The organism is Bacillus sp. FSL K6-0972 (genome assembly GCF_037976035.1).
Classification (GTDB): Bacteria; Bacillota; Bacilli; order Bacillales; family Bacillaceae; genus Bacillus; species Bacillus haynesii.
In genome coordinates this window covers 2,335,363-2,346,898 of sequence record NZ_CP150260.1, presented here as the reverse complement: position 1 = coordinate 2,346,898, position 11,536 = coordinate 2,335,363, and the positions used below count along the sequence as shown (strand labels likewise).

The 11,536-nt window shown below is 45.8% G+C and carries 11 protein-coding genes, 1 other RNA gene and 1 riboswitch; of the genes, 11 read left to right on the top strand and 1 reads right to left on the bottom strand.

Annotation, left to right across the window (positions count from 1 at the left end; all coding sequences use genetic code 11):
* Positions 1–4 precede the first annotated feature (4 nt).
* From MKX80_RS11750 to MKX80_RS11725, 6 genes are all read left to right on the top strand, one after another.
* Positions 5–1,318 (top strand): ribonuclease H-like domain-containing protein, encoded by a 1,314-nt coding sequence (locus tag MKX80_RS11750; RefSeq protein WP_182070476.1) that lies wholly within the window; start codon positions 5–7, stop codon positions 1,316–1,318.
* A gap of 241 nt (positions 1,319–1,559) precedes the next feature.
* Positions 1,560–1,829 (top strand): CotD family spore coat protein, encoded by a 270-nt coding sequence (locus MKX80_RS11745; RefSeq protein WP_176274719.1) that lies wholly within the window; start codon positions 1,560–1,562, stop codon positions 1,827–1,829.
* A 115-nt stretch (positions 1,830–1,944) separates the two neighbouring features.
* Positions 1,945–2,496 carry a DUF1273 domain-containing protein gene (locus MKX80_RS11740; RefSeq protein ID WP_154999432.1) on the top strand — a complete coding sequence of 184 codons (552 nt, stop codon included), beginning with the start codon at positions 1,945–1,947 and terminating at the stop codon, positions 2,494–2,496.
* 80 nt (positions 2,497–2,576) lie between these two features.
* Positions 2,577–2,873 (top strand): cell division regulator GpsB, encoded by a 297-nt coding sequence (gene gpsB / locus MKX80_RS11735; protein ID WP_003182873.1) that lies wholly within the window; start codon positions 2,577–2,579, stop codon positions 2,871–2,873.
* 52 nt (positions 2,874–2,925) lie between these two features.
* Positions 2,926–3,312, top strand: an RNA gene (gene rnpB, locus MKX80_RS11730) — RNase P RNA component class B.
* 95 nt (positions 3,313–3,407) lie between these two features.
* Complete coding sequence (locus MKX80_RS11725; protein ID WP_234111907.1) at positions 3,408–4,559, top strand: class I SAM-dependent RNA methyltransferase; 1,152 nt, start codon at positions 3,408–3,410, stop codon at positions 4,557–4,559.
* Positions 4,560–4,694: 135 nt separating this feature from the next.
* On the opposite strand, the gene MKX80_RS11720 is transcribed toward MKX80_RS11725, so the two are convergent.
* Positions 4,695–5,105: a hypothetical protein gene (locus MKX80_RS11720; RefSeq protein ID WP_154999431.1), complete on the bottom strand. Its 411-nt coding sequence runs from the start codon at positions 5,103–5,105 to the stop codon at positions 4,695–4,697.
* Positions 5,106–5,382: 277 nt separating this feature from the next.
* On the opposite strand from MKX80_RS11720, the gene MKX80_RS11715 reads away from it, so the two are divergent.
* The 5 genes from MKX80_RS11715 (at position 5,383) to MKX80_RS11695 (ending at position 11,459) form a co-directional block, all read left to right on the top strand.
* Positions 5,383–5,559, top strand: coding sequence for a hypothetical protein (locus MKX80_RS11715; RefSeq protein WP_176274717.1), 177 nt, complete (start codon positions 5,383–5,385; stop codon positions 5,557–5,559).
* A 108-nt stretch (positions 5,560–5,667) separates the two neighbouring features.
* Positions 5,668–7,587, top strand: a complete 1,920-nt coding sequence (locus MKX80_RS11710) for an ATP-dependent DNA helicase (RefSeq protein ID WP_154999430.1) — start codon at positions 5,668–5,670, stop codon at positions 7,585–7,587.
* A gap of 115 nt (positions 7,588–7,702) precedes the next feature.
* Complete coding sequence (locus MKX80_RS11705) at positions 7,703–9,205, top strand: carboxypeptidase M32 (protein WP_268315009.1); 1,503 nt, start codon at positions 7,703–7,705, stop codon at positions 9,203–9,205.
* 138 nt (positions 9,206–9,343) lie between these two features.
* Positions 9,344–9,443: riboswitch (purine riboswitch) on the top strand.
* Positions 9,444–9,561: 118 nt separating this feature from the next.
* Positions 9,562–10,146, top strand: a complete 585-nt coding sequence (gene xpt / locus MKX80_RS11700; RefSeq protein WP_268343217.1) for a xanthine phosphoribosyltransferase — start codon at positions 9,562–9,564, stop codon at positions 10,144–10,146.
* Positions 10,143–11,459, top strand: coding sequence for a nucleobase:cation symporter-2 family protein (locus MKX80_RS11695; protein ID WP_154999427.1), 1,317 nt, complete (start codon positions 10,143–10,145; stop codon positions 11,457–11,459). The genes xpt and MKX80_RS11695 overlap by 4 nt, the downstream gene beginning before the upstream one ends.
* The last annotated feature ends 77 nt before the right edge of the window (positions 11,460–11,536 follow it).

Here is an 11,536-nt window from a genome sequence, read left to right as displayed (position 1 = left end):
CGGCATGTCTTTAAAACGAAAACTTAATCGCTATAAGCATCACCTGGGAAATCAAGCGAAAGAAGAAAAAACGGAACCTCCGGCAGAAAAGCGGACTTCCATGTCCGTCGGTTTTGAGAAAGAATGGACCGAACTCGGTGTTAAACCATATGTGTTTGAGGAATGCTATTGCCTGATCAGGGAAGTCGTTTATCCGTTGACGTATGTTCATGGCCATTACGCGTTTTCTGAGCTTCATGAGACGGTTAGGCGATGGAACAATAGCACCGTTTCCCACTCGCTTTCAAGCAAAGGGTATACACCGAGCCAGCTTTTTTTCTTTGATACGGAAACGACCGGTCTCGGAGGAGGGGCTGGCAATGCGATCTTCTTGCTCGGCCATGCAAGGGTGTATGACGACCGCGTAGTCGTCAAACAGCATCTCCTGCCAAAGCCGGGGCACGAAGCGGCCCTTTATCACAGTTTTCTGAGTGAAGTCGATATTCAGTCTCTTGTCACCTATAACGGCAAAGCGTTCGACTGGCCCCAGGTGAAAACGAGGCACACGCTGATTCGCGACAGGGTCCCAAAGCTGCCGGATTTCGGCCACTTTGACCTGCTGCACGGATCCCGCCGCCTTTGGAAGCATAAATTTGACCGCGTCTCCTTGGGGACAGTGGAAAAGGAAGAGCTGGGCGTTGTAAGAACTGAAGATACGCCGGGCTACCTGGCGCCGATGATGTATTTTCATTTTTTAAAGGAGGAACGTCCGGAAATCATTGAAGGCGTTTTGCACCACAATGAGCTTGACGTGCTTTCTTTAATCTCTCTTTACATCCATTTATCGAAAAAAATCCTCACTCCGGAGCAGACAGCAGAAGCAAATGAAAAGTATGCGATGGCAAAATGGCTCCTCGCCAACCGGGAGACAGAGCTTGCGACAGCGCAATTGCAGGAGCTTGAAAAAAAGCCTTTTGAGCAGTCTGAACGCGCATCATTCGATTTATCCATGCAGTACAAAAAACAAGGCATGCTAAAAGAAGCCGCAGCTCTTTGGCTGAAGCTCCAAAATGGAGAAGACGGAAAAACCGCCTGGCGCGCAGGCATCGAACTCGCCAAATACCTTGAACATCGAAAGCGGGATATTCAGGCCGCTCTCGAAGTAACGGATAACCTGCTCAAACAGCACGGTTCACAAAAGTTTGAGTTGACCGAAAAAGAAATGGCCGGCCTCTTGAGACGGCGCGAGCGGCTGGAGAGGAAATACGGACGAAATATTCCCCGGGCAAGCGCAGAAAACGACGATCTTCGAAAGCCAAACATTTCAAGCACGTTATGAATTGTAGAAACCGATCGCTTCTTGTAAAATAACGTTAGAATGGTTTGAAGGGAGCGTCGATATGTATAAGGGGCTGTTTTATCTGTTTTTTGTCGTCGTATTGTTTATCGTATTGATCATGACGAATTTCAAGGAAAGCTTTATGGCTTACTTTTAAAATAGGTTTTTATATTAGTACATGTTTACCCCTTGCTTCATAGTTTAATAGTGTATATAGAAGCTTAAAGAAAGGGGAATTTTCATGCACTGTAAACCGCATGTAATGGCGCCGATTGTTCATCCTACTCAATGCTGCTACAATCATACGCAAAGCAAAACCGTCGTACCGCACATTCACCCGCAGCACACAACAAATGTCAACCATCAGCATTTTCAGCATGTTCATTACTACCCGCAAACTCAATCAGCTGTCAACCAGGCATCACACCAGCACTTCGTGAGCCCTGGAGCAGGAATGATGCCTGGGCCTGGAGGGATGCCAGGACCTGGAATGGGCATGGGACCTTACTAAAAAGGGTTTTCGGAAGTTTTGTCAGGATGAACGAGCGCCGGATTGAACGTGAGCAACAGAATATCTTTAAAAAAATGGGGCGGAATACGGCCCCATTTTTTAGCAGGTGATCATAATGAAAGTATTGGCCGTTACAGGGTACAAGCCGTTTGAACTCGGGATTTTCAAACAGGATGACAAGGCTCTGTTCTACATAAAAAAAGCGCTTGAAAACCGGATGATCGCCCTCCTTGAGGAAGGCCTGGAATGGATCCTTATCTCAGGCCAGCTTGGCACTGAACTATGGGCGGCTGAAGTCGCGTTTTCGCTGCAGGAAGAATATCCCGACTTGAAAGTGGCGGTTATCACTCCGTTTTTGGAACAGGAAAAGAAGTGGAATGAGAAAAACCAAGAGCAGTATGAAGCTGTGCTCGCAGCCAGCGATTTCACTGAAAGCTTGACACACAGGCCGTACGAAAGCCCGGTGCAATTTAAACAAAAAAACCGGTTCTTCATCGAAAAGGCGGATGGCTTATTGATTCTGTACGACGAAGAAATCGAAGGCTCGCCTGTGTATATGCTGAATGAAGCAAAAAAGGCTCAGGAAAAGCGCGATTTTCCGATCTACACGATTACGATGGATGACCTGAGAGTCACCGTTGAAGAATGCAGCTTTTACGAAGAGTAAAAAGTGCAAGAGAAAATTTGACATTGCACACGTTTTCTGAAAAAATATAAGATGATGATTCACGATATGAGGTGAAAAAGATGCTTGCTGATAAAGTGAAGCTTTCTGCTAAAGAAATTTTGGAAAAAGAATTCAAAACAGGAGTCAGAGGCTACAAGCAGGAAGACGTTGACAAATTCTTGGACATGGTCATTAAAGACTATGAAGCCTTCCATCAGGAGATCGAAGAATTGCAGCAGGAAAACCTGCAGTTGAAAAAACAGCTTGAAGAAGCCAACAAGAGACAGCCGGCTCAATCAAATACGACCAATTTTGATATTCTAAAACGACTTTCCAATTTGGAAAAACATGTGTTTGGAAGCAAATTATACGATTGATGAAAACCGCTTGCCCTTTAGAACAAACTAAGCTATAATAGTGGATGTCTTAACGTTCGGGTAATCGCTGCAGATTTTACATCTGTAGAGGAAAGTCCATGCTCGCACGGTGCTGAGATGCCCGTAGTGTTCGTGCCTAGCGAAGTCATAAGCTAGGGCAGCCTTGCAGAAGGCTGACGGCAGGAAAAAAGCCTACGTCCTTTATGGATATGGCTGAGTATCCTTGAAAGTGCCACAGTGACGAAGTCTCACTAGAAATGGTGAGAGTGGAACGCGGTAAACCCCTCGAGCGAGAAACCCAAATTTTGGTAGGGGAACCTTCTGGACGGAAATGAACGGAAGGAAGGACAGAGTTGACTCTGTAGATAGATGATTACCACCCGAGTACGAGGCTTCGCAGCCGACGGCAGTACGACGGAACAAAACATGGCTTACAGAACGTTACACACTATTATGATGATGACAATGTATAAGCTCTCCGCAGGTAGGAGAGCTTTTATCATGTAAAAAACATACATAAAAACAGGTGATATGATGAAAACCTATACACTAATCGCAACAGCGCCGATGGGAATTGAAGCGATCGTCGCCAAAGAGGTACGCGACCTTGGATATGATTGTACAGTTGACAACGGCAAAGTCGTGTTTGAAGGCGATGCCCTCGCCATCTGCAGAGCCAATCTGTGGCTGAGAACAGCTGACAGGGTGAAAGTTCAGGTTGCCGAATTTACAGCCAAGACTTTTGACGAATTATTCGAGAAGACAAAAGCGATCGACTGGAGCGCCTATCTTCCTGAACACGCGTCATTCCCTGTGACGGGAAAGTCTGTTAAATCAGTGCTAGCAAGCGTGCCGGACTGCCAGCGCATCGTCAAAAAAGCGATCGCCGAAAAGTTGAAATCAGAGTATCGAACACAAGGCGAGTGGCTTGAGGAAACAGGCCCGGAATACAAAATTGAGGTCTCTCTTTTAAAAGACAAAGCGGTCATAACGCTTGATTCATCCGGAGCCGGGCTCCATAAACGGGGATACCGAACCGGCCAAGGGGAAGCGCCGCTGAAAGAAACCCTTGCTGCAGCTTTGATTCTATTGACAAATTGGACGCCTGACAGGCCTTTTGTCGATCCGTTTTGCGGTTCGGGTACGATACCGATTGAAGCCGCTTTGATCGGCCAAAATATCGCGCCGGGTTTCAACAGGGATTTTGCATCTGAAAGATGGGAATGGATCGGCAAAGAAGTGTGGGATCAAGCGAGGCTGGAAGTCGAAGACAAAGCGAATTATGATCAGCCGCTTTTAATTTCGGGGTATGACCTCGATCATCGGATGATCGAGATCGCCAAGGCAAATGCCGAGGAAGCGGGACTCGCCGATTTCATCGAATTTAAGCAAATGCAGGTAAAGGATTTTCGGACGAAAGAGGAATACGGCGTGATCGTCGGAAATCCGCCGTACGGGGAACGCCTCGGTGAAAAGAAAGCAGTCGAAGCCATGTATAAAGATATGGGCAAAGCATTTGCCGAACTTGATACGTGGTCTGTTTACATCCTGACATCTAACGAGCGTTTTGAAGAGTGCTACGGGAAAAAAGCAACAAAAAAACGGAAACTCTTTAACGGTTTTATTAAGACGGACTATTACCAGTATTGGGGGAAAAGGCCGCCAAAACCGAATAAAGAGAAGTAAAGTTTAAAGGCTGCCATGTAAAACGGCAGCCTTTTTTTCTTTCCATAGCTGGAAAGCCGCCGAACGGCGTTTATAAATTCGCGCCCCTCGAGGTTACCTTAGCCCCTTAAAAGCGCATGGCAAAACATCGACTCACTAATAAATCCATGAATCATTTTTCTTTTTATAAGACGAATCATAGCATTTTTTGCGCGGCTCATAGTAGCAGTCTTTTTTGCAAGGCTTGTGGTAATCATAATCTTTTTTACAAGGCTCATGGTAGTAGAAGTCCTTTTTACAGTAATCGTAATCCTTCTTGCAAGGCTTGTGGTAATCGTAGTCTTTTTTGTAATCCTCATGGTAGTAATAATCCTTTTTGCAATAATCGTAATCCTTCTTGCAAGGTTCATGGTAATAGAAGTCTTTTTTGCAAGGCTCATGATAATAATAATCCTTCTTGCAAGGCTCATGATAGTAGAAGTCCTTTTTGCAATAATCGTGATCCTTCTTGTAAGGATCATAATCATAATCCCAATAATCTTTCTTTGCCGGTTCATAATAGTACATAAACTCTCCACCTTTAGTCTATAAATTTTTAAGTCCCTACAGGATATGATAGAAAAACAGAATAGACTGGGTTTTTATGATGGATAAAGAGCACATTGTCTAACACAGTCCTTGTTATCTGATGTTAAGCTTTTATATGAATGAAAAAAGGGTGTTTGACCGCTGCGAAAACGGTCCGCCCCAAGAGTAAAGAAAGAAAAAACATAAAATCAGCCTGTATAAAAACGATTCATCCTGCATATACTCGGGATTATTCGATTTGAAAAGGGGTGATTTCATGTTGAACAGCGATCACATTCAAATGATTCAAAAAGCGCTGGAGACGTCAGAAAACCAGCTCGAGGACATTGGCGGAGAGCGCCTTACATATGCAAAGGAAGAATTGAAAAACGCGATCAGCCATATGGAATCGACAGATCATCCGTTTTTGACGCATTCGATTTACCGGAAATAGTTGAGAGAGGCTTCCTGCTCCTTTTTTCAAATCTTTCTTGTTGAATTTCCCGAATCATAGTGATAGGATAGAAGTTCTGAAAACTCGATAGTTGGGGGTTGGAGCAGGGTGACAGCATCTCGTCTGCCTTTTTCATTAACAAAAACAAAAAACTTTTATGAAGAACTGAACAATTGGATCGGTGATGTATTTTACGATATTCTTCCTGAAAAAGGCTTTGATTTGCGCGATGAGCAAATATTCATGGCTTTTCAATTAGAACGTGCATTTAAGGAAAAGAAGGTCATGTTTGCTGAAGCCGGAGTCGGAACCGGAAAAACGCTCGTCTATCTTCTGTTTGCCTTGAGCTATGCCAGGTATACGGGCAAGCCGGCGGTCATCGCTTGTGCGGATGAGACGCTGATCGAACAGCTCGTCAAAAAAGAAGGCGATATTTACAAAATTTCCGAGCATTTAGGCTTGACGATTGACGCAAGGCTCAGCAAGTCGCATGATCAATATTTATGTTTGAAAAAACTGGAGAAAACGATGCAGCGCTCTGATGATGAGAAATGGCTTGACCTTTACGAAAGTCTGCCGTCTTTCGTTCATGAATCGCAGGGCATGCAGACTTTTTATCCATACGGAGATAGAAAAGAGTATTCGTCTTTATCAAATGATGAATGGTCTGAAATCGGTTACGATTCTTTTCAAGACTGCCTCACATGTGATATGAGGCACCGCTGCGGGCTCACACTGTCAAGAGACCATTATCGAAAATCAACCGATTTCATCATCTGTTCCCATGATTTCTATATGGAGCATGTTTGGACAGAAGAGGCGAGAAAACGGGAAGGTCAGCTTCCGCTTTTGCCGGATCACAGCGCAGTGGTTTTCGATGAAGGACATTTGCTCGAGTTTGCCGCTCAAAAAGCGCTGACGTACAGGGTGAAGCAATCGACGCTCGAAATGTTTCTCGAGCGCCTGCTCGGCAATGACATCAGAGAAGAATTTGCAGAGCTAGTCGAAGAAGCGCTTCGCGCCAACGACGAATTTTTCGGTTTGCTTTCGGAAAACGCCGAAAAAGCAGAAGGCTCTGAGCGCATGCGCATCAAAGATCATACCAATCTAAAAAAAGCAGCCGCCGAGCTGTATGATTTGCTTGAAAAAATCGGGGAGGCGCTCGTTTTTGAAGGCGAGCTGTACACGATCGATCAGTACGCTTTAACTGTTGTCGAAGAGTATCTCGAACAGATGGCTTACTCCCTTTCCCTCTACAGGAAAAATGCGATCAGCTGGCTTGAGCAAAAAGAGCTTGAGTCTACATTCGTCGTCATGCCGAGAACCGTTTCCGAAGTTCTCGGAGAAAAGGTGTTCTCCAAGCAGATTCCGTTTATTTTCTCATCGGCGACATTATCGGAAAACGGATCGTTCGATTATTTGGCGACAAGCCTAGGGATCCGCGACTACTTATCATTTACCGTTGATTCGCCGTACGATTATGAAGAGCAGATGAAAGTGTACATCCATCGAAACGAGGAAAGAGAAGCGAAAGAAAAAGTGGCAATCCGTGCGATCAAAGAATCGGGCGGGAAGACGCTGATCCTGTTTCCGTCTTTTGAGGAGCTTCTGTCCTTCAAGCGCCGGATTGCACAGGAATCATTTTCGTTTCCCGTTTACTTTGAAGGGGATGAAGAAATCAGTACAATCGTTGAAAAGTTTCAAACGGTAGAAGAATCCGTATTGTGCTCTGTACATCTATGGGAAGGGCTCGATATTCCCGGAGACCCGCTTCAAAATGTCATCATCTGGTCGCTTCCTTTTCCGCCGCATGATCCTGTGTTTGAAGCGAAGCGGGGCGGCATGGAAAACGCCTTTCGCGAAGTTGACCTTCCTTACATGCTGCTAAGGTTGCGCCAAGGCATCGGACGTCTGATCAGATCAAACAGCGACTCCGGCACGATCAGCATTTTTGCGGGCGATGAAAAAGAATGGAATGTGATAAAAGAAGTCGAATCTGTGCTTCCTGTTCAGCCAGTCTATGTATAAAGAAAAGCGGAAATCCCGCTTTTCTTTTTTTTGGTCGCATAAAAGTTGACTTTCGTAAATATTTCCATTAGTCTGATTACAATTCGCATCATATACGGGAAGAGGAGGATGAATGATGTCGATCAATACATATGAAAAAGAGTTTTTAGAAACATTAAAGAAAATCAGCCGGTATGAGCAAGCGATTAACGTCATGTACTGGGATATGAGGACGGGCGCGCCGATAAAAGGGGAAGAAAGCCGCGCTGAAGCCATCGGCCAATTGTCGGCAGACGTCTTTCAGATGAGAACGTCCCCGCGGATGAAAGAACTATTGGATGCCCTCACCGAGCAAAAACAAGATCTGCCTTCCGATACACGGAAAGCGGTTGAGGAAGCGAAAAAAGAGTACGATTTAAACAGCAAGATTCCGGAAGAGGAGTTCAAAGAATATACGACGCTGACATCCAGAGCGGAATCCGCCTGGGAAAAAGCAAAAAAGGCGTCCGATTTTTCTCTCTTTGCTCCGTATTTAGAAAAAATCATCGACTTTAAAAAACGGTTTATCTCATACTGGGGATATGAAGGCCACCCTTATAATACGCTTCTGGATCAATACGAACCAGGCGTTACAGTCGAAAAGCTCGACGGCCTTTTTTCTGAATTGCGGGAGGCGATCGTTCCGCTTGTGCAAAAGATTGCCGCCAGTGATCAAAAGCCTGATACGGGCTTTGTGCATGAACGTTTCCCGAAAGAGCGGCAGCGCGATGTATGCCACTTCTTCTTAAAAGAACTGGGCTATGATTTTGAGGCGGGGCGCCTGGATGAGACGGTTCATCCTTTCCAGGTGACGATCAGCCAAGGAGATGCTCGGGTGACCACAGCATACAATGAAGACGATTTTCGCTCGGCTGTTTTCGGAACGATTCATGAATGCGGCCATGCCATTTATGAACAGAACATTGATGAAGCGCTGGGTGGAACCAATTTAGCAGACGGCGCATCAATGGGCATTCATGAATCCCAATCCCTTTTCTATGAGAATTTTATCGGCAGGCATCAAGGCTTTTGGACGCGGTATTTTGAGAAAATAAAAGAAGCAAGTCCTGACCAGTTTGCAGGCGTTACTGCCGAAGGGTTCTACAGGGCCGTTAATGAATCAAAGCCGTCGCTGATTCGGATTGAGGCTGATGAGCTGACATATCCACTGCATATTATGATTCGCTACGAAATTGAAAAAGCGATTTTCAGCGGCGAAGTATCGGTCGGAGACCTTCCGAAACTATGGAATGACAAATATGAAGCATATCTGGGCATTACGCCTCCTGACGATGCTAAAGGGATTCTGCAGGATGTCCATTGGTCCGGGGGCGATTTCGGTTATTTCCCTTCATATGCGCTCGGATATATGTATGCAGCTCAACTGAAATCAAGCATGCTGAAAGACCTTCCGGAGTTTAACCGCCTGATTGAAAACGGAGATTTTCAACCGATTAGAAAGTGGCTGACAGAGCATGTTCACGTCCACGGCAAAAGAAAAAAACCGCTGGAAATCATCAAATCTGCAACAGGCGAAGAATTAAACGTCCGTCATTTAATCCGCTACCTGGAAGAAAAATATACAACACTCTATTTATAAAAGAACCCCCTCCCGTGTGCCTGGGAGGGGTTTTTGGGTCAGAATTTTCTGTTAAATACGAACATTTTAACTGAAAAAATGTGTGCAGGTTCGTCTTTTTTTGTTTTAACCCTTTTCATTCGTGCCGAAAGTTGATATAATTTGATACATTATATCACTCATATAATCGCGTGGATATGGCACGCAAGTTTCTACCGGACACCGTAAATGTCCGACTATGAGTGGGCGATAAGAAAACGAACGTCTTTTAGTGAAACAGACGGAATTCGTCTTTTTAAGCATTGCCCGCTCGCATTCAATATCCGAGCGGACAATGCTTTTTTTAATGAAGGGCAATTGATGAACGGAGGGGTTTAATGGAAAAGCTAAAACGAAAAATTGCAGAGCAGGGCACGGTGTTGTCTGATGAAGTGCTGAAAGTTGATTCATTTTTAAATCATCAAATCGATCCGGAATTAATGCTTGCTGTCGGTGAAGAGTTTGCCACGCTTTTCCGGGAGGAAGGCGTCACGAAGATTGTGACGATTGAATCCTCGGGCATCGCACCTGCCGTGATGGCAGGCTTGAAGCTGGGCGTGCCGGTAGTATTTGCAAGAAAGCGTCAATCGCTTACCTTAACGGAAAATCTGTTGACGGCTTCTGTCTATTCATTTACAAAGAAAACGGAAAGTGCGATTGCCGTATCAGCCAGCCACCTTTCAAAGGATGACAAAGTTCTGATCATCGACGACTTTTTGGCAAACGGACAAGCAGCGAAAGGACTCGTTTCCATCATTGAACAGGCCGGCGCAAAGGTGTGCGGAATCGGGATTGTCATCGAAAAATCATTCCAGACGGGCAGGGAGGAGCTTGACAATCTTGGAATCAGAGTCGAATCCCTTGCGCGTATTGCATCTCTTGCCGACGGAAAAGTTACCTTTTTACAGGAGGTTGGGTCATGAAACTTACGGCCGGTAAAACCGTTTCATTAAGCATTCAGCACGTCCTGGCCATGTATGCAGGAGCCGTTGTCGTACCGCTGATCGTCGGCGGCGCTCTCGGTCTGACGCCGGCTCAGCTGACATACCTTGTGTCTGCCGACATTTTAATGTGCGGTGTGGCGACGCTGCTGCAAGTTTGGAAAAACCGCTTTTTCGGAATCGGCTTGCCTGTTGTATTGGGATGTACGTTCACAGCCGTGTCCCCGATGATTTCGATCGCCGCGAAATACGGTATTCCAGCGATCTACGGAAGCATCATAGCAGGCGGTGTGATTGTCGTCATCGTTTCTTTTTTCTTCGGAAAGCTTGTTAAGTTTTTCCCTCCCGTTGTCACAGGATCGGTCGTCACGGTGATCGGTATCACCTTGATTCCGGTTGCGATGAACAACATGGCCGGCGGTGAAGGCAGCAGCGATTTCGGCGAGCTGTCCAATCTTGCTTTAGCTTTTTCCGTTTTACTGGTCATCGTTCTTTTATATCGTTTTACAACAGGATTTATCAAATCGATTTCCATTTTAATCGGCCTGATCGCAGGAACAGCCGGCGCCGCACTGATGGGAAAAGTTGATTTTACAGAAGTGGCAAACGCGGGCTGGGTGCAGATGATCCATCCGTTTTACTTCGGTGCCCCTGTTTTTGAGGTCACACCGATCTTGACGATGTCCCTCGTGCTGATCGTCAGCCTTGTCGAGTCTACAGGCGTCTACTTTGCATTGGGTGATTTGACGGATCGCCGGCTGACAGAAAAAGATTTAGCAAAAGGATATCGCGCCGAAGGGATTGCCGTGCTGCTGGGCGGGGTTTTCAATGCCTTCCCTTATACGGCCTATTCGCAAAACGTCGGTCTTGTTCAGCTGACAGGGGTTAAGAAAAACAGCGTGATCGCGCTTGCTGGAGCTTTTCTTATTCTGTTGGGGCTGTTTCCGAAAGCCGCTGCTTTAACGACGATCATTCCTAAACCTGTTCTCGGCGGCGCTATGGTAGCGATGTTCGGCATGGTGATCGCCTACGGGATCAAAATGCTGAGCAGGGTTGATTTCGGAAAGCAGGAGAACTTATTGATCGTAGCATGTTCAATCGGAATCGGCCTCGGCGTGACGGTTGTACCACAAATGTTTCAAAACCTTCCTGACGCCGTCAAACTTTTGACAGAGAACGGAATTGTCGCGGGAAGCTTTACCGCCATTCTCTTGAATGCGATCTTTCACATCCATCCGTTTTCGCGTCATGCTGAACAGCCTGAAGCAGTTCCAACTGAAAAATCTGCCGTTTAAAACCTCACAGATTGTGAGGTTTTTTTGTTGTGTTTTCTCATTGCGGATAAGCCATACTACCGGTATGAAGAGGAGGC

Coding starts and splice junctions, on each gene's coding strand:
- MKX80_RS11695 (WP_154999427.1), top strand. CDS start 10,143: ATGAAACTTACGGCCGGTAAAACCGTTTCATTAAGCATTCAGCACGTC.
- MKX80_RS11725 (WP_234111907.1), top strand. CDS start 3,408: ATGAAAACCTATACACTAATCGCAACAGCGCCGATGGGAATTGAAGCG.
- MKX80_RS11750 (WP_182070476.1), top strand. CDS start 5: ATGTCTTTAAAACGAAAACTTAATCGCTATAAGCATCACCTGGGAAAT.
- MKX80_RS11705 (WP_268315009.1), top strand. CDS start 7,703: ATGTCGATCAATACATATGAAAAAGAGTTTTTAGAAACATTAAAGAAA.
- MKX80_RS11745 (WP_176274719.1), top strand. CDS start 1,560: ATGCACTGTAAACCGCATGTAATGGCGCCGATTGTTCATCCTACTCAA.
- MKX80_RS11715 (WP_176274717.1), top strand. CDS start 5,383: ATGTTGAACAGCGATCACATTCAAATGATTCAAAAAGCGCTGGAGACG.
- xpt (WP_268343217.1), top strand. CDS start 9,562: ATGGAAAAGCTAAAACGAAAAATTGCAGAGCAGGGCACGGTGTTGTCT.
- gpsB (WP_003182873.1), top strand. CDS start 2,577: ATGCTTGCTGATAAAGTGAAGCTTTCTGCTAAAGAAATTTTGGAAAAA.
- MKX80_RS11740 (WP_154999432.1), top strand. CDS start 1,945: ATGAAAGTATTGGCCGTTACAGGGTACAAGCCGTTTGAACTCGGGATT.
- MKX80_RS11720 (WP_154999431.1), bottom strand. CDS start 5,105: ATGTACTATTATGAACCGGCAAAGAAAGATTATTGGGATTATGATTAT.